The 19,011-nt window shown below is 36.3% G+C and carries 11 protein-coding genes; 10 read left to right on the plus strand and 1 reads right to left on the minus strand.

The window, feature by feature from the left end; translation table 11 throughout:
• Nucleotides 1-39 precede the first annotated feature (39 nt).
• Nucleotides 40-639, minus strand: a complete 600-nt coding sequence (locus tag EMN46_RS08660; RefSeq protein WP_195715223.1) for a Crp/Fnr family transcriptional regulator — start codon at nucleotides 637-639, stop codon at nucleotides 40-42.
• Between the two features lie 242 nt (nucleotides 640-881).
• Between EMN46_RS08660 and EMN46_RS08665 the strand changes: the two genes are divergently transcribed.
• The 10 genes from EMN46_RS08665 (at nucleotide 882) to EMN46_RS08710 (ending at nucleotide 18,535) form a co-directional block, all read left to right on the plus strand.
• On the plus strand, nucleotides 882-1,346 hold the full coding sequence (locus tag EMN46_RS08665) for an OsmC family protein (protein ID WP_154200408.1): 465 nt from the start codon (nucleotides 882-884) through the stop codon (nucleotides 1,344-1,346).
• 212 nt (nucleotides 1,347-1,558) lie between these two features.
• Complete coding sequence (locus EMN46_RS08670; protein WP_154200409.1) at nucleotides 1,559-2,659, plus strand: methyltransferase; 1,101 nt, start codon at nucleotides 1,559-1,561, stop codon at nucleotides 2,657-2,659.
• Between the two features lie 243 nt (nucleotides 2,660-2,902).
• Entirely contained in the window at nucleotides 2,903-5,476 is a 2,574-nt protein-coding gene (locus tag EMN46_RS08675) for a membrane or secreted protein (protein WP_154200410.1), read from the plus strand.
• 1,279 nt (nucleotides 5,477-6,755) lie between these two features.
• Nucleotides 6,756-7,502: a hypothetical protein gene (locus EMN46_RS08680; RefSeq protein ID WP_154200411.1), complete on the plus strand. Its 747-nt coding sequence runs from the start codon at nucleotides 6,756-6,758 to the stop codon at nucleotides 7,500-7,502.
• 1,098 nt (nucleotides 7,503-8,600) lie between these two features.
• A complete protein-coding gene (locus tag EMN46_RS08685; protein WP_154200412.1) occupies nucleotides 8,601-11,177 on the plus strand; it encodes a type I restriction-modification system subunit M in 2,577 nt (858 codons plus the stop codon).
• Nucleotides 11,177-12,412, plus strand: a complete 1,236-nt coding sequence (locus EMN46_RS08690; protein WP_154200413.1) for a restriction endonuclease subunit S — start codon at nucleotides 11,177-11,179, stop codon at nucleotides 12,410-12,412. Before EMN46_RS08685 ends, EMN46_RS08690 begins: the two co-directional genes overlap by 1 nt.
• A 17-nt stretch (nucleotides 12,413-12,429) precedes the next feature.
• On the plus strand, nucleotides 12,430-15,513 hold the full coding sequence (locus EMN46_RS08695) for an HsdR family type I site-specific deoxyribonuclease (protein ID WP_154200414.1): 3,084 nt from the start codon (nucleotides 12,430-12,432) through the stop codon (nucleotides 15,511-15,513).
• A gap of 465 nt (nucleotides 15,514-15,978) precedes the next feature.
• Nucleotides 15,979-16,458, plus strand: coding sequence for a hypothetical protein (locus tag EMN46_RS08700; RefSeq protein ID WP_154200415.1), 480 nt, complete (start codon nucleotides 15,979-15,981; stop codon nucleotides 16,456-16,458).
• 504 nt (nucleotides 16,459-16,962) lie between these two features.
• On the plus strand, nucleotides 16,963-17,550 hold the full coding sequence (locus EMN46_RS08705) for a Crp/Fnr family transcriptional regulator (protein WP_154200416.1): 588 nt from the start codon (nucleotides 16,963-16,965) through the stop codon (nucleotides 17,548-17,550).
• A 97-nt stretch (nucleotides 17,551-17,647) separates the two neighbouring features.
• On the plus strand, nucleotides 17,648-18,535 hold the full coding sequence (locus tag EMN46_RS08710; RefSeq protein WP_154200417.1) for a hypothetical protein: 888 nt from the start codon (nucleotides 17,648-17,650) through the stop codon (nucleotides 18,533-18,535).
• Nucleotides 18,536-19,011 lie beyond the last annotated feature (476 nt).

Consider the following 19,011-nt stretch of genomic DNA (forward strand, 5'->3'; position numbering starts at 1 on the left):
AAAATAATAATTCTGAATTTATAACTCATAATTTAAAAATTAGCCATTCTTAATTATAAGATCTAGATTTTCAGGTTTTAGAATTGTGATGCATTTATCTTTTACATGAATAATGCCATCATTATGGAATTTAGCCAATGTATTTATAGTGCTTTCTTTAGAGCAGCCAGCTATAGACGCAAGTCCTATGCGGGTTATTGGCAATGTAAAACGAGTGCTGCGATAAATATTTTTAAATTCAAGTAGAATCATCGCCAAGGAGCCTTCTACATTCTTTCTAGAGAGTCGGCTTGTTCGGTGCATAATATCGTTGGTAAGCTGTGACATGTGACGCATAAGCTTAAGAGCAAATTCGCCATTCTCTTTAATTAGACTCAAAAATAGATCCATATCAATCATTCGTATCGTGGTATCTTCCAGAGCAATTGCTGAAAAGTCGTGGTTTTTGCAAGCAAAACTGCATATGATGCCTACAAAGGAATCGTTGGTTAACAGTTTTAAGGTTGAAAGTTTTGAATCATTTGTTACATCAAGTTTTACTAAGCCATTTTCAATGTATAGGATGTGTGAAGCAACAAAACCTTGCTTAATAATCGTTTCACCTTTGGCAAATTGAAGTGTCGTGGTGGATTTTTCCACTAGTGTTTTTTGGTTTGGTGTTAATGAATCAAAACAATCGCTGGCACTAATTGAATGATTGTTAACGCTATATCTTATAAATTGATGATCTATGTTCATTTCTCAGTTTAAAACAGGTTCCTTATTGGGTGATGTATTCCACCAAATATAGTGAATCTATGCTTTAATAGATGTTTTTATTGTTGATAAATATGCCACATTTTTACTTTGAAATCAGTAATAAACAATAAAACGAAATCAATATGTCAGATTTGAAATTTAGAGTAAAAGCTTATAGCGAGAACCCTACAAAAACGATTGTAAAAGCAAGAGGTTTTGAAATCATTATTGATGAACCAGCTGATTTAGGTGGGACAGATGAGGGTGCAAATCCGGTAGAATACATTCTTGCAGCATTTTGTGGATGTATTAATGTTATGGCTCATGTAATTGCCAAAGAGATGAACATTGAACTTCGTTCTCTTAAGATTAAAATGGTTGGAGAGCTCAATCCTAATCGCTTATTCGGCACTTCATTTGATGATAGAGCTGGTTATAAAGGTATTGATGTGTCCATTGAACCTGAATGTGATGCTACACCTGAGATGTTAGCTAAATGGATGGAGGCAATCGAAGATAGATGTCCTGTTTCAGATAATTTAAGGCATATCACTCCAGTGAATTTAAAACTAAAGAAGAAAAGAGTTAAAGAAGGCGCTTTAGCTTAGTCTATTTTAAAAATGGTCAAAAGAATAGCTGTCACTCCCCGAGTGTCAGCTTTTTTTGTCTATCGATATGTCTATCAAAATACGTAGACTAAAGTGAATCTTAGAAATAAATAGAGTAGTTTTGTGAAAAATAGAAAAAGATATCTAGCTCTAAATTGTAGCATTTGTCTTTTTGAATTATCCCACTAGAACTATAAATGACTCAAAAAATAATGTTGAAGAACCAATCAAATTTTGAATTGAACGTATCTGATAATGCCATTCAGATTAACAGACCAGAACCGATTATGGATGTTGATGTATTGGCATATAAAAAGCGCATGGATCCTATGGATGCAGTTGATGCTTTGGTTGAGGGTGACCATGTTTTGATTGTTGATTATTTCAGTAGTGGTTTAACCGTTCTTAATGCCCTTAAAACTTATTTAAAAAATAAATATTCCGATCAATCTTTCAAAGGTCAACGAGAATTCCGCTCTAAATACCGTGAACTGTCTCATCGTTTGGTTTTATTGGTTAGCCATAATAAGTTAACTGTACGAAAATCACCAGAAATTGGTTGGCTTAAAAGTCTTTATCCAAATATGGATGAATTCTTATTGCCTTTTCCACAAGTTCAAGGTTTGAATAGTTCTTGGCAATGGCACGAGAAAGGGATATTTATTCCTGTTTTAGGTCGTAAGATTCGTCCATTTTATGGTACCTATTTCCCAACACGATTCGAGCATCTTATTCTTTTCGATAATTGGTTGAAACGATACGAAGGTGAAAAGAAATCGGCTATTGACGTTGGAATAGGAAGTGGTGTATTGACAATGCAAATGTTGAAACACGGTTTTAAAAAAGTGTGTGGAACGGATTCAAATCCCAATGCAATTGTAGGGATTAATGAGGAGCTTAAAAGAACGAGACTCGATTCGAAAGTAGAATTGATGCATGGTGACTTATTTGCCGATTGTTCAGAAGAAACTGAATTGATCGTTTTTAACCCACCTTGGTTGCCAGCTTCTCATAATTTAGAAGGCATAGATCAGGCTATTTATTACGATGAGGACTTATTCCCACGTTTCTTTGCCGAATCATTTAAGCACCTTAAATCTGGTGGACGAATTGCCTTATTATTCTCCAATTTGGGCGAAATTACGGGAGAGGGTGAAGATCATCCAATCAAAAAAGAATTAGCAGAAGGTGGTCGTTTTAAAGAGGAGCTATTTATATACAAGACAGTAAAAGCAGCTTCGACTAAAACACAAAGAAACCAAAAGTGGCGTAGTCAGGAAAAGGTAGAATTGTGGATTCTAAACAAAATTTAATCCTACTATCATCTTTTTATTGTAAGCTCGAAATGTAGCGCTCCTGCAGATATGCCATCTGTAGGTTGCGATCTTGAAAATTTTCGGGAAGGAATTTGTGAGCTCCTTGGTGTTGAGAGTAATATGGAATTGGCAGGAGACAAGCATCATCATACACGGAAATTGATGAGGGTGGGGTGGTGAATATATCTTTGGAATTGTAGATTAAGTAGAAAAGTATAAATAAAAAAAACATCTGTTAAGATGAAAAAACTAAAGAATCTGAAAATTTGTTTTGTAATTGCCTTGATGATATCTGCAATGGTATCGAAAGTTCAAGCTCAAGTTAATATTCCCGAAGGACCAGCTGTGGAGCAAAACACCAGTCTAAATCAAGCAACGACTTATGTGGATGCCAAAGGCATGATGCGTTATACCAAAACGAATGAGGAAATTTGTGCCTTTGCAATCAATTATGCCGTTCCTTTTTCCTATTGGGATTGGCGTGCTCCCATTGGTGCTGATTACGAAAAAGCCATTGACGAAGATGTGTACCATATTGCACGCTTAGGCGTAGATGCTTATCGCATTCACATTTGGAACAAGGATATTAGTGATGATGCCGGAAATTTAGTTTACAATAAACATTTTCGCCTCTTCGATTATTTATTGTTTAAACTTAAGGAACGAAACATTAAAATTTTTATCACGCCCATGTATTCGGCCAATGTAACGGATACAACTCAATGGGCTGCTCAGCAAAATTATTTATCTCAACTTGTGTCGCATGTGAATCCATATACGGGGCTTGCCTATAAAGATGATTCTGATATTATAGCCATGGCGATTGCGAATGAACCTCGTCATTGGAAAGCGCCCGAATTGGTTACTCCATATATAAATACCATGGTGAAAGCGATGCGAGAAGGCGGTTTTAAGAACCCCATTTTTTATAATATGACGACTACCTCTAGTTGTATAGATGCTGTTTTGGCTTCCAATATTCAGGGCGGAACATTTCAATGGTATCCTTCAGGATTAACAGCAAATCACAATCAAAAAGGCAATTTTTTACCCAATGTTGATAAATATTACATTCCTTTTAAGGATAAATTAAAGGCATCTAAAAAGGCTAAGTTTGTGTATGAGTTTAGTCCAGCCGATATTGGTGCTTCATCGCATATTTACCCTGCCATGGCTCGAAGCTTTCGCGAAGCAGGTTTTCAGTTTGCAGCCTATTTTGCCTACGACCCAATGCATGCTGCTTATTGCAATGTGACTTATCGTACGCATTTTATGAACTTGGCATATACACCCAAAAAAGCCATTGGCTTATTGATTGCTTCCGAAGCTTTTCATGCAATCCCTTTGGGGAAAAGTTACGGTCGTTATCCTAAAAATAACAATTTTGAATCCTTTCATCTGTCTTATAAAAATGATTTGGCAGAGATGCTTACGGATAAGAAATTTTTGTATTCGAATACGACATTGAGCGTGCCTCCCAAGGCAGAAGATTTAATGGAAGTAGCAGGAACAGGAAATTCTCCTATTGTGAAATACAGCGGAACAGGAGCCTATTTTCTTGATAAATTAGAAGATGGCGTATGGCGTTTAGAGCTAATGCCCGATGCTTTTTGGGTGGCCGATCCATTTTTTGTTCCCTACATAAAACGAGAAGTGGCTGTATGTGTCAATCGGGTGCAAAAAATGAGTTTACAATTGCCTAATCTTGGCGATGCTTTTAAAATTCAGGCCGTGAATAAGGATAATACTTATGAAACCACTGCGACACAGGGAGCATTTAATATTGAGCCTGGGGCTTATGTTTTGAGCCGAAAAGGCATTGTGTCGAAGTGGAAAAGTACTGATACATTTAAACATTTTAAAGTAGGCGAATACCATGCTCCAACTCGAAAATTGGAAAAAACATATGCCTTGCACACAGCACCAAGAGAGGTTTGTGTTGGTAAAGCTCTAAAATTATCGGTTCAAGTGATTTCTCCTAAAATGCCCGAAAAGGTAGAACTTGTTCTTATGGGCGTAGGTAATGGTAAAGCCATTGCAATGAAAGCCGTGGATTCTTATACCTACGAAGTTGAAGTTCCTGACGCGTATTTGGCAAAAAAAGGACTCTTGCGTTATTACATTAGTGTTAAAAATGGGGATGCGTATTTAATTTATCCTGCAGGGAAAAAGGATGAGAGTTTGGTGAAAAGACGATTTTACGCTGATGACCGCTTTTTAGACGACACGGCACCTTATACGATTCGTCTTGTGTCATCTGATGCTTCCATTTGTATTTTTAATGCAGATGAAGATTGGCGTCTATTGACCAAGGCCGATCGAAAAAATAAAATTGATTTGGTACCTTCATCAACTCCTGGGAAATCGGAAATTCTGTTTCAAGTAAATAACCTGAATAAGGAACCTCACGATTACAGCATGCGTAGCTATTGCAGGGAACGAATAGAAGAGAGATTGACCGATTTGGGAACAAAAAAAGCCTTAGTTGTGCATGGGCATTCTTTAAATAATAAGTCGTGCAACATTCAATTGACTTTGCTTACCAGAGATGGTACTGCCTTTGGTGCAAGTCTTACATTAGATAAAACAAGCGGTAATTATGAATTGCCATTTTCAAAATTGAAGCAAGTTAAATCGGTTCTTTTGCCACGACCTTATCCCAAGTTTCATGCCTATTGGTTCGAACCTTTGGGTAAAAGTAAGTTTGATATTCGAGAAGTGGAAAGTATTCAAATCTCAATTGGACCTGGAATTCCAGAGCCGGAATATGGCGATAAACAGGGTGTTGCCATCGGTTGGATCGAATTGCAATAAGCTAAACTGACTCTTTGAATTTTTATTTTATTAAAATTCTCCTCCTCGTATTTGAGGAGGAGTACCCGAAGAATGAGGAGGAGGTGATTTTAAATTCTTCTTTTTTTCATTAAAATTTCTCCCGGTTCCTGAGCCTGTCGAAGAATGAGGAGGAGGTGGTTTAAATTCTGCTAGCAGCTCATAAGTTGTCGCATTGAGAGTAGTCTTGTTTCGAGTTTGTCTTATCAATTCTCCCTTTCAGGGAGATGCCGCAGGCAGAGGGTGTTCTCCTGTTCTGAATCAGTTTTTGTTTTATTAAATTTCTCCTTCCGATTCCCTAGTTTTGCATTAATCTTGTCGAAATGTGTTCAATGAGCGTAGTCGAAATGTAGTTGAAGGTTAAGTCTCTTCTTCGAAATCTCAGTAAACACTTACCCTTATTCTTCTACTCATTTCCCCTGTCTGAAAAAGTGGTTTCCTTGCTTGGTTTTAAAAGAGCCTGCTAAATTTAAAGTATCTCCTGCCTCATATTAACACCTTCTTGCTTATTTTTTATTCATCCTGCTCGTAAAATTGGTCTCCCTGCCCCGCAGGAAGCCACAAAACACGCTCAAAATATTTTGATAAGATATAATTAAGATTGTGAAATTTTTCTTTGCTTATCGGAATCAGGATAAGGGGTATGAGCTATTTCATCAAATTCATACCGTAATTGACGGATTTCCATTAAAATGGTAGTATATTTTCTTTAAGTCATTATTCCATTTTTTAATGAGCTTTTATTTTTATACTCGATTAAAGTGCTAGCGAATGGTTTTCTTTTTTTTGTTGTGCTTTTCGGAATAAATCACTTACTCCTTTTTTACTTGTACATAAGCAGAATATTGATATTCAGAATAGGTTTATTCGAATTGAGTCTCAACTTGGCACAAATTCAGTAAGCTCATAATCAGCAAATTGTTTTGTTTGAAAGGGTCCTGTTCTTAAAGCTGATTCAACGCCTTTACATGGCACCTACCTTCCCAAGGTATAAAACGACCTCATGCATAGTGTTGCTTTAAATAACTGATATTCGCATAAAATGACATCTACTTATCAGTAAGAATAATGTTAAGGAACATAAGCTAATGAGTGTGAAATATTGTGAGCGTGTTGTTGCTTTTACATAACTTTAAGAGTGAATTGTTAGTTGATGGCTAATAAACGATGATTTTACATCAATTAAGGTGTAATAAAAATATAGAAAATTATAAGAGGCGATTTGTGCTGAAGATTTTATTAACGAAAAAAATTTATAGCAATGTCAGATCAACAAGACCTAATAGACCGCTTAGACGAGATCAAAGCTGTTCTAATAGAAGATATGAAACAATGCGATATACCATTCGGTATTTATTTGCATGAATGTGAAAACTTACATACCCGAGTAAGTGTCGATTTACCTCAATTGACAGCGGTAGGTATGGATCCTATTTTACTTCCCAATCTCCTAGCTTATACCGGCGCAGCGAGAACGGCTCAAAGTAATTGGGAAGAGTTGAACACTGTACGAGATGAGGCTAAGGAAGCTTGGAAGGCTGCATGGCCTGCTTTTATAGAATTCCGCGACGATTTAATCGATAATATGGATTTTGCGTATCGCAACGACGAAGCCCTATTGAAAAAATTGGCTGTCATTAAAGAAGGTGATTCTCATGCCGATGCTGTTCAGGATATGGCGAACCTTTCGGTATTAGGAAAAGCGAATTTAGAGCCACTTGTGGCAATCAATTTCGATGTAACCTTAGTTGATAAGGCAGCCGAAGAAGCCGACAAAATGGGCGGTTTGCTTGGTGCCGTTAACGGTCATATGTATGTCGACGATGAAATTAAAGTAATTCGCGACAAGTCGTATACCTTATTAAAAGGGGTTGTGGATGAAATTCGTAAGTATGGACGTTTTGTTTTCCGTAAAAATCCCGATCATGCCAAATCTTATTCGAGCAAATACAATAGGGATAAGAGTAGTGCTTACAGAAGAAAGCAAGCTGAAGAAGGTCAGGAATAGTAACTGATAATATAAACAAGAAAAGAGAAGCTCATCACCTCTCTTTTTTTATGCTCCGCACTCTGGTTTAATTATTCCGTGCGATGTTTCAACAACACAGTTGGTCGTTTGACTTGCTCCGATAAGAGGTTTCCGCCCTAAGTTTGTTATGGCAGCTGTTAAGTTCGCGACTTGGGCTATTCCGTTCGCCATTTTACCTGCTCCGATCGCGAACGGAAGGCTCACTCCACCGAACGGAGCACTCACCTGTGCGAACGGAAGCCCACAATTACCGAACGGAAGGGGCCCGACGCGCACGGAAGCCTTCCCATACCGACCGGAAGGGCTCGCCTGGCGAACTGGAGGGTCAATTTGTGAACGGGAAGGGTACCGATGCGTACGGATCAATAAACTAGGTGTGTTTTAATTTGTATCAATACTATTTATTTTATTCTGCATTTCGTGAAGTACGAGTTGTCGCTTAAGAATAAATTCTTCTGGAGTATCTGTGGTCATTTTCTTTTCCCTATTTTAAGGGCACACGGCTTAAATATCAAAACGGACTGCTTATTTTATTTTCCTCAGTCCTAAAACTTGGGGTATTCCCTTTATTCACAAATACCCATCTTCCTCTATGACACCTCTTTTAGAATAAGTCCTCAAAACATTTTACAGTATTGATACCTGATGTTTACTCCAAATATGTAAATTTACCAGTCTTAATAGTAAGATGCTAGCAAAACAGGAAACAGATATGGCTACAAAAGGGGCACAATCTAAGAAGTTATTGGTGAAATTGTAGAATAAAAAAGAATATTAAGGCTGAGTCCGCTCCGAAAAGTCGGATATTTTTAATTTTCAACTTCTTCACCCCTCTAGGGGGCAGGGGTTTTTGACTTTTCGGAGTAGATACAAGGCTACATTGAAAGCAGAAATGTAATAGAATATTTAAGTCGTATAAAGAAAACCTGACATTTAGATGAGGACAGGTTTTAGTGCTTACATATAACAGATTTACAAAAGCTTGTTAGCATTTATAGTGTTTGTTATATAAATAAATAATTAAGATTTTAATTGGCTTGCGTAAAGCTGTTAAACATACCAATAGAGAGAAATATAATGATTACATCAGAAGAAATAAAAAGAAGATTGTGGGACGGTGCCACTGATTTAAGAGGCTCAATGGATGCTAGTCGCTATAAAGATTATATGCTTGGCTTAATGTTTTATAAATTTTTAAGTGATAAAACATTAGAAACTTTTAAAATAACAGCAGGCGTCGAAAAATCAACTGAAAAGGAACTGGTTGAAGAATATGTAAAAGCCAAAAAGGAATATGGAGAAGAGCTTGAGAAGATGATTCAAAATGTTTTGGGTTACTTTGTGTCTCCAGAATATTTATATCAAATTTGGCTGAAAGATATTAGTGATGGAAGTTTTGAAGTTGAAAAGGTTGCAGACAGTTTAAATAACTTTGAAAGATCAATAGTAGGCACAAGTGAAGCGAATGATTTTAAAGGCCTTTTTTCGAGTTCGACTCTCGATTTAAGCGATACGGCATTGGGTAGCAACCTACACGAGCGAAGTAAGAATATAAAGTCATTGATCCTATTGTTTGCCGATCTAAATATGGTCGATCTCCAAAAAGGTGACATCCTGGGCGACGCTTACGAGTATTTAATCGGGCAGTTTGCTATGGAGTCGGGTAAAAAAGCCGGTGAGTTCTATACCCCCCATCAAGTAAGTGAAGTCATGGCACAAATTGTTGCCAAAACGACGACTATCAAATCTATTTATGACCCAACAGTTGGTTCTGGTTCTCTATTATTAACAGTAAAGAAACACCTGGGTAAAGACGAGCAAAAAGATTTGTCTTATTACGGGCAAGAAAAAAACACAGCAACCTATAACTTAACTCGAATGAATTTATTGTTACACGGTGTAAGACCCGAAAAGATGACAATAAAAAATGGGGACACATTAAGTAACGATTGGCCCGAAGATCCTGAGAACCCTAATGATGGGGTGCAGTTTGATGCCGTAGTTATGAACCCGCCTTATTCTGTAAAAAATTGGAATAAGGCAGAACTTAAGGTGAGTGATCCCCGATTCGAAATTGCAGGTGCTTTACCACCAGATTCTAAAGGTGATTATGCTTTTCTTTTACATGGCTTGTATCATTTAGGTATAAAAGGAACCATGGGCATTGTTTTACCTCATGGTGTGCTTTTTAGAGGTTCATCTGAAGGTACAATTAGAAAAAGACTTATTGATAGGAATCAAATAGATGCAGTTATTGGTCTTCCGAGTATGCTGTTTACCAATACAGGCATACCGGTTGCCGTTATTATTCTAAAGAAAAGCCGTGCTATAACCGACCCTGTGTTAATGATTGATGCTTCGAACAACTTTATTAAAGTGGGTAAGCAAAATGTATTACAGGAAAAAGATATTGCTAAAATAGTAGATGTCTATACCAGTAAAGAAGAGGTTGCTGGATTTAGCCACCTTGCAACGCTAAAAGAGATTGTTCAGAATGAATACAATATGAACATCCCAAGATATGTACAATCGCTTGATGAAGATATTGCCCACGATGTTGATGCACATCTCTTTGGTGGTATTCCCGAAGCGAATATAAAAGAACTAAAGATATTGCACGAATTAGTACCCGATGTATTAGCAGAAAGTATAGAAGAGATTCGCCCTGCTTATGTGGGTTTAAAGACCTCCATTAAGGAGATGACAGATGCAGTATTAAAGCATGAACGCATCATATCCTTATCTAAAGACTTGGAACTTAAAATCACGGCGTATATTGCTAAATACTGGAATGAGCTAAAAAGTGTAACAGCAGATGCTAATTTAACAGACTTAGAAGCACGAATGCTGCTTGAGATAAAGCAGATTTTAAAAGCCTTTGATCATCTTGATGTGTATTCCGCTTATCAGGTTATTGCTGAGATATGGAAAAATGCATTAACTCACGATACAGAGCTCATTGCCATTGAAGGATTTTATACCGTTGCTCGCCTAAGAGAACCCAACATGGTGACTAAAGGAACAGGTAAAAATAAACGTGAAGAGCAAGACGGATGGAATGGCAAAATAATACCAAATGATCTGATTGCTCAGATGCTTTATAGCAAAGAGCAGCAAGCCTTAGAGAATAAGCGCAATAATATCCAAGAACTAGAGATGGAGCTTAGCGATTTGGTGGAAGCTGCCAAAGTGGAAGATAGTGCAGAATACGATGCCCTATTCGATAGCATAAAAAGAGATAAAGAGGATGAGCCAACAGACTCTTTTGATAAAACTAAATTAAAGGCTGAGGTAAAGAGCACCGATAAGAAGTCAGATAAATATACCTTATTGAAAAAGGTAGACCGCTTGATTGCCGACAGTGCAAAATTGACTAAAGAACTCAATAGTGAAGTAAAAGCGCTTAGGGATGCAGTAGAAGAGAGAATATTAGTGCTTACTGATGAAGAGATAGATAGCTTATTACATTATAAGTGGTTTGGCAAAACGGTAAATGATATGACCAGTTTAATACATACAGCAGTGAAGCGTGAACTAAATATATTGCAAAACTTAGAAGCTCGTTACGCTGATACCTTAGACAGTATCGATGGACAAATTGAAAGTTTACTAGCTGATTTCGAGACACTAAAAAATGACTTGGAGGTAGAATAATGACTGAAACAAAAAAACGTATACCGAAGAGAAGGTTTAAGGAGTTTACTGGGGATTGGGAAGAGTGTAAGTTAGAAGATATGTCTGAAATCATTGGCGGTGGTACACCTAGCACTTGCAATAATGCTTATTGGGATGGGCATATTGATTGGTATGCGCCTGCTGAAATAGATGAGCAAATATATGCTTCTGGAAGTAAAAGAAAGATCACAGAATTGGGTCTCAAAAATAGTTCTGCTAAGATATTACCGCCTTATAAGACTATACTATTTACAAGTCGTGCAGGTATAGGTAAAACGGCTATTTTAAGCCAACCTGGAGCAACTAATCAAGGCTTTCAGTCAATGGTTTTGAAGGATGAATATACCCCTTATTTTATTTACTCGATGAGTAATCAAATCAAGGAAAAGGCAGAAGCTATTGCATCGGGATCAACATTTTTAGAGATCTCTGGGAAGATGCTTGGAAAGCTAGAAATAATGGTTCCTAAAAAAACAGAACAAGATATTATTGCACAGTTCTTTTTAAACCTCGACACCCTTATCACCCTTCACCAGCGTAAGTTAGACAAAATAAAGTCTATGAAAAAAGCATATCTTTCTGAAATGTTTCCTGCTGAAGGTGAAAGTAAACCAAAACGAAGATTTAAGGGTTTTACTGACGATTGGGAGAAGAGGAAGTTGGGAGAGCTTGTAGACATTGGAGACATAGATCATAGAATGCCTCCAACGGTAGGAAACGGTATTCCATATCTAATGACTGGTGATTTTTGTGGAATAAATGAGTTGGATTTTTCTGATGCTAAGTTAATTTCAGAAGATGATTATAATCAGTTATCAAAGAAGATAAAACCTGATAAAGGTGATATTATTTTTGCACGATATGCATCGGTTGGAGCTGTAAGATATATTGATTTCACAAGGAAGTTTTTGATTTCATATTCTTGTGCAATTATAAAATCTAGTAATAAAATAAACTCAAAATTCTTATTTCATTTTCTAAAAAGCAATGATGCACAAAATCAGATTCAATTAGAAATTAATACTGGTTCTCAGGCTAATATTGGAATTGATTCAATGAAGAGTAATCTTATTGTTCAGTTTCCATGTATTAAAGAACAGCAACGTATTTCTTCATGCTTAGATAAATTAGACAACCTTCTCACCCTTCACCAACAGAAGTTAGACAAACTAAAGAACCTTAAAAAATCTTATCTAAATGAAATGTTCATTTAAAAAATGGAGCGAAACTTATGAGTAATACACCAAAAAATGCTTCAGAACGAGCGTTTCAAGATAATTTTGTAAAAGAGTTAGAAAAATATAAATGGGAATCACCTGATTCTTTAAATGGTAACATCAAAAAAGTTACTGTAAACGATCTGATTAATCATTGGAGAAGTGAGCTTAATCGAATCAATGCTGACCAGCTTGAAGGTGCACCCTTAACGGATAAGGAGTTTAAACAAGTGATGTCTAAGGTCAATCAAATTAGCAATAGTTTTGAGGCGACTAAAGTCCTCTCCATGGAAGGGAACAAAGGGAAGATTGATGGGATTTATAGAGATGACAATCCTGATATTACCCGTAAACAGATTACCTTAACCATACTCAAGAAAGCGGAAGTGAGCGGTGGCGACTCCAGTTACACCGTGGCACGAGAAGTGCAAACAGATAATGGAAACCGCTTTGACATCGTATTGTTAATTAATGGCTTGCCTCTTATTAATATTGAGCAAAAACGAACAGACAAATCTTTAGACGAAGCCTTTGGGCAGTTTATACGATATTATAAAGAGGGTGAGTATTGTAACAACTTTATGGCTTTCTCGCAAATGATGGTCATCACCACTGAGATTGAAACACGCTACTTTGCTACGCCAAAATCCGTAGAAGCCTTTAATCCGGTATTCTCCTTTCATTGGGCAGATAAAAAGAATAAACCCATAAATGAGTGGAAGCAAGTTGTGGAGCATTTTTTCATGATCCCTATGGCACATCAAATGGTTGGGGATTACCTGGTTATTGATGAGGCGAGAGAGGAAGAGAACCGCAGGCACATGCTCATGAGACCCTATCAGGTATATGCACTCCAGGCTGTTGAAGCGGCTGCCTTTGGTTTTGATAATAAAGAACGCATTCCTCACGGTGGATTTATTTGGCATACCACCGGAAGCGGTAAAACCATAACAAGTTTTAAAACGGCTCTCTTTTTAGCAACACGAGCAGGCTTCGATAAAGTGGTATTTTTAGTAGACAGGCGAGAACTTGATAGTAAAACAAGTGAAGACTTTAAAGCCTATGCCAAGTATGAACCTGTAGATGTTGACGATACTAAATTTACCTATCAGCTAAAAAAGAAGTTACAATCGGCAAAGCCCGGTATTATTGTAAGCACAACCTTTAAGCTTAATATTCTGGTAAATGAATTAGTAGAAGCAAAAGATGATTCTCTGGCTGAAAAGAAAATTGTATTTATTATTGATGAAGCCCACAGAACGACCATGGGTCATATGATGGGCGATATAAAAAATTACTTTAAGCAAAAGGGCTTGTTTTTTGGTTTTACGGGAACACCTCTCTTTGATGAGAATGAGGTTAAAGGCATGATTAATGAAAAAAGTGAAGTGATTGATACAACAGAAAAATTGTTCGGTCCTATACTTCATGAATATACCATTGATCAGGCTATAGCCGACGGCAATGTACTGGGCTTTTATGTAGACTATATCAATACGGGCGAGTTTAAAAGCCATGAAGATTTAAGAGATCAACTTTTTGATCTGATAAAAGAGAATAAGCCTGAACTTTCTGATAGAGAGATCGAGCGACAAGTACAAGCGTACTCTTTAGCCGATTTAGAGAGGCAGGCAACAAAATATGATCTCTTAGTTTATCAGGATGAAACCCATATACCAAGAGTTGTGACGTCGATGCTTGATAATTGGGAAAACCAGTCTAACAAAAAAGATTTTAATGGGTTTTTGACAGTTGCTTATAAAAAACGTGTTATCGCTTACTACAATGAGTTTAAAAAGCAGTTAGCCAAGCGTGATATGAAACTGAACATTGCCATGACCTTTAGTTTTGGTAATGAAAACGATCCAGAAAATATATTTCCTATTGAATTGGTAAAAAGAATGTTCAAGGACTATTTCGAATATACCGGTATCGAATTTGTTGCAGGAGATAAGAAACATGGTGAATCGGCTTATTTTGAAGATATCATCACCAGAACAAAAAGGGGCGGTAGTGGCAGGAATGTTAAAAACATTGATTTAGTAATTGTGGCAAATCAACTGTTAACCGGTTATGATTCACCGAGACTAAACACCCTTTATGTCGATAGATCGTTAGAGCTTCAAGGACTCATTCAGGCGTATTCCAGAACCAACCGTGTATTTGGTAAAACAAAAGAGTTTGGTACAATTGTTAATTTCCAATATCCCGAGATTACCAGAGAAACTGTTGATGTTGCACTTAAATTGTATGGTAGCGGCGGCAAGAGCAGTAAGGCAATTGTCGATACCTATGAAACTTCGGTTAAACAATTCTGTTTATGTATTGAAGAGATGGTTCAAACCCTACCCAACCCAGCAGAATGGCAGCGTTTAAAGGGTGATGAAGAAGCCTTGGAGAAATTCCTGCTTGCCTTTAAAGATGCAGCGGTGCAACTCAATTTTGTTGAGCAGTATTACGAGTATCAATGGCATGATGAGTCATTCGGCATGGATGAGCATACTTGGCTTAAATATGTTGGTGCTTATAAAAATCTGCTTAGTAAAGAATCTGATCCTGACCCCGTAATCATAAGATCGCTGGTTGGCAGAACGAAACTTGCTGGCACACAAGTTATAGATGCAAATCATATTCTGGGTTTAATAGGGAAAAGAGTAAGTAATGTAAATGGTGTTCAATGCGTTGACGATGAAACCCTAAGAATCATTTACGAACAGATACAGGAACTCAGTGATATGGGTGAAGATACAAAAGCAAATATGCTAAAAGAATTCGTTGATACAGAATTGGTTGAAGGAAAACTTGAATATGGGATCAACTTTGATGATGCTTTTGATAATTGGAAACTTAATAAACTTAAAGATGAAGTAAAGCATGTTTCAGAAAAGTGGGGGATATATAATGACTTGCTATTAAAATCGGTAAACTCTTATATAGCTTCAGAACCTGCAACAATACCCTATATCGATGAAATAACGAAAAGTGTAGATTATGAAAAGGCAAGTGATCAGTCGGCTAGAAATAAGTTAGAGCATAATATGGCGATGACTAAAGATTTACCGAAAACAATCACGAAGATTAAGCTTAAGTACAAATAAATATTGCTTAGGCTGTCGCTAGTCCGAGCATGCAATTATTGCTGGTGCGAGCGTTTCGCTCGTATCTATTTTCAAAGAAAATAAATTATACAAACTCACTTGTAGTAAAGTGTGCCCTTCGGCTCTGCTCAGGAACCGAGGGGGTTATCTTGTAAAAGAAGAAAGTCTTGTAGCTTTTCTTTTGACTGCATTCGCAGAATACGATCCCGATAGCCATTGGGAACAAGCTTGCACTAACGGGGAGAGCTTATTGAAAGCGAAGTTTCACAGAAATTCGGAATTTCCGAATTTCAACAAAATACAAAGTTGTAGATTGATCTACAGTTTTTTTTCTGCCGCAGGCTCAACACAAGCCAACGCTTCATAGCTGTAAGGTTACCAGAAAGAAAAGTAAAGTATAGTGCAACGAATAATCTCACTATTTGATGCGATATTAGCATCGAACAATTTTTAAAATAATAGAACATGGTGATAAAACCGAATTATTTCAAATATTCAACACGTCTATTTAACGGAATGATTAAGCTTGTATTGATATCCGCGGGATGGATAGCATTTGTATATCTTTATGACTTAGGAGAATATGAAACCTATATCTCATGGGGAATTTGGGTAATAATGAGTTTTCTCTTTTCTCTATCTGTTTTAAGAAAAAACAAAAGATATATTGGAGAAATTAAACTAGGTAAGGAAGAGTGTGAGTTTCTTGTTTATGAGTTTGATAGACCATTAGAAATAATTAAAACAAAGACCTCTGAAACACGAATTAAAATACGTGAAATGTTTTTCTCTATTACAAAACCTGGTCGAAATTATAAACTTGTTATCGAAACGAAACAAGGTTTGACTTATAAAATGATAATAGAACAACATGAAATTGGAAATTGGCATTTTGATAAATTTAAAGAAACAATGAAATTTTATAGAAAGGTGAAAGGATATTAATCATCAACGGCATCACTTTCCATAGGCATTTTAGGTTAGAGTAATTATATTACTAACAATTATGCATTCGTATGTAGAACAGCTCAATAGGTACGGTGGGTTGAAGTAAGCGTTTATAGAATTGCTGCTTTATTTGGGAATCGTTTAGTTTGCGGAACTATTCTATTTAACTTGTAACTCAATTTATATACGACAAGAGCCGTATGATGGGTACCGGAACGTAGAGGAGATCATGACCAACGGGAATAAACTATCAAGTACGTACCGATGACTATCGGTACTGTGAGAGGTTTAGGGTGTACGCCGCAGGCCTCATGGAGCGAAGCGGAATAAACTTCCTTTGCCTACTCGACCAATTTACCGTTAGCCACAAGCAAAAAATCCTGCACATGATACATATTGACTAATTTATAGACTTGTTGTATACAGGTATTTTCAAACATGATAAATATTTATAGTACATTCATAACCTATTTTAGAAGAAACTTATTTTATAATACTATTATGAATTTACCTTATTTCAAAGAAGTTCGGAAAAGATTCTCTGCTGATGTGGACGACCTCTTTATTGAAGATATTATTCAAAATGGCAAATTTATTGAAGTAAAAAAGAATGAAGTATTAGTTGAGCATCAGACTATAGCAGATGGTACGTATTTTATTATAAAAGGTAGCTTTATTAAAAACGTTCTGACCTCAAATAATGAAGAAAAGTCAACTATGTTTCACACTGATTCTTTCTTTTATTTTATGGTTTGCTCCGATAGTTATGTACATGGTGGAAAAACAGATTATATTATACGCGCAAATGAAGATTCCGTTGTTTTAATACTGAATAGAACCTATATCGAAACAGCTATTAATACAAACGTAGGTTTTGTAAAATCACATTCTAAATATTTAGAATATGCATATAAATCTATGGAATTAATTAAAGATAAATATCTATCTCTTACTTCAGAAGAGTATTTATTATGGTTATACGAGCACTTTCCTTTTATCATATTAACGTTCCCTTCAAAAGATGTCGCTAGTTTTATGGGTATCACTCCAGTTTGGTATAGTAATTTAAAACGCAAAGTCCTTTCTTAAATTAATTTAAGTGCTTATTTCTTCAATTCCCCTTTTCTTTGTAATACATTTTAAGATGTGAATTATAAAGCGAATATTAGTATAACAAATTATCATTATGGGAACGTTTGGAAATTATTTCTTTTTTGGAATTATGACTATTGTAGCAAGTGTATTACTTGTTTATTTAATTAAGTATGGATTAAGAAAACTGGTTTTAAAAGGAACAATAAAAACCGATTTTTCTTCTTGGAGTAGAAGAAGAAAAAGAACTCTGAGTATATTACTTGGATTTGTGATTTACTTAGTATTATATAATGGAGTTTGTGTACCTTATCATAATAATTGGGGTTCCACAAAAGAAGAAAGGTTGAAAGAGTGGCCAGATGAAGATTTTGCGAAAGATGCAAAATATATTGGTTTTCATGCCATTGATATTGATGCCCCAGCCTCAGAAGTATGGAAATGGTTGGTGCAAGTTGGAGGATACAGAGCAGGTTGGTATACTGCTACTTTTTCTGAGAACTTATTTGGAATGGGAATTTATAATAAATATGAAATCAGACCAGAATGGCAAAGTATGGAAAAAGGGCAGTTACTATTGTATAATCAAATTGGGAATTGTACTGTTATTGAAGACGTAGAACCTGGTAAATATTTCGTTCAACGTGTAGACCCAAGTGTGGACTATTCAGATTGGGGAACTGCTCTTTATGCTTCAACTGGAAAAACAGTTCCGCTAACGCCTTGTAATCTTGGTGTTGAAAAGGGGTGGTCTACTTGGGTATTATATATTGATGAACTACCTAATGGGAAATGCCGTCTTTTATCTCGTTCAGCAAACGATTGGGATACTAGTATTTTAGGGAGCTTTGCGTTAAATACCTTTTTACCAATTGCACATAATTTGATGGACATAGAAATGCTTAAACAAATTAAAGATTGTGCCGAAGGGAATGCTTCTAAGTATGAAAATACACCACTTCCTGAAGGTGGGATTCATTAGTATCTAATTAAAAAAACAATAATTGAAATGCCAGTCCCGATAAAATCGGGATTGGCTTTTTTTATTTATTCTATCCTTTATTATGAGTATCTAAGCCCAAGTTCCCATCCACTATTTAATAAACGATAAAAGCCATCTCTTCAGTGTAATGCGGGCTAGTTAGGTCTTGTGAGTTAGTCTCAATTTGCTATCTTTTGTAACTTTCCATTTTGCAAAATTAGATAAAAAGATTGATGATGTAAATTTAAAAACAATTAAGATATCAATGCCAGTGGCTAACAACTAAGCGTTCGTGTGGCAGGAACTGCCCAACATGAACGGTGGGTTGACGTAACCGATGACAGAATTGCTACATTATGGGGAATGGTCTAGTTTGCGGAACTTTTAGCAAAGGAAACTTGCAATATGAAGCCCTTTAAATGCGGTGGTTTCAAAAAAATATAAAGTTGTAGATTGATCTACAGCTTTTTTTGTGT

This window comes from Ancylomarina sp. 16SWW S1-10-2 (genome assembly GCF_009669305.1).
GTDB lineage: Bacteria > Bacteroidota > Bacteroidia > Bacteroidales > Marinifilaceae > Ancylomarina.

Coding starts and splice junctions, on each gene's coding strand:
- EMN46_RS08700 (WP_154200415.1), top strand. CDS start 15,979: ATGGTGATAAAACCGAATTATTTCAAATATTCAACACGTCTATTTAAC.
- EMN46_RS08710 (WP_154200417.1), top strand. CDS start 17,648: ATGGGAACGTTTGGAAATTATTTCTTTTTTGGAATTATGACTATTGTA.
- EMN46_RS08685 (WP_154200412.1), top strand. CDS start 8,601: ATGATTACATCAGAAGAAATAAAAAGAAGATTGTGGGACGGTGCCACT.
- EMN46_RS08705 (WP_154200416.1), top strand. CDS start 16,963: ATGAATTTACCTTATTTCAAAGAAGTTCGGAAAAGATTCTCTGCTGAT.
- EMN46_RS08665 (WP_154200408.1), top strand. CDS start 882: ATGTCAGATTTGAAATTTAGAGTAAAAGCTTATAGCGAGAACCCTACA.
- EMN46_RS08675 (WP_154200410.1), top strand. CDS start 2,903: ATGAAAAAACTAAAGAATCTGAAAATTTGTTTTGTAATTGCCTTGATG.
- EMN46_RS08695 (WP_154200414.1), top strand. CDS start 12,430: ATGAGTAATACACCAAAAAATGCTTCAGAACGAGCGTTTCAAGATAAT.
- EMN46_RS08680 (WP_154200411.1), top strand. CDS start 6,756: ATGTCAGATCAACAAGACCTAATAGACCGCTTAGACGAGATCAAAGCT.
- EMN46_RS08690 (WP_154200413.1), top strand. CDS start 11,177: ATGACTGAAACAAAAAAACGTATACCGAAGAGAAGGTTTAAGGAGTTT.
- EMN46_RS08670 (WP_154200409.1), top strand. CDS start 1,559: ATGTTGAAGAACCAATCAAATTTTGAATTGAACGTATCTGATAATGCC.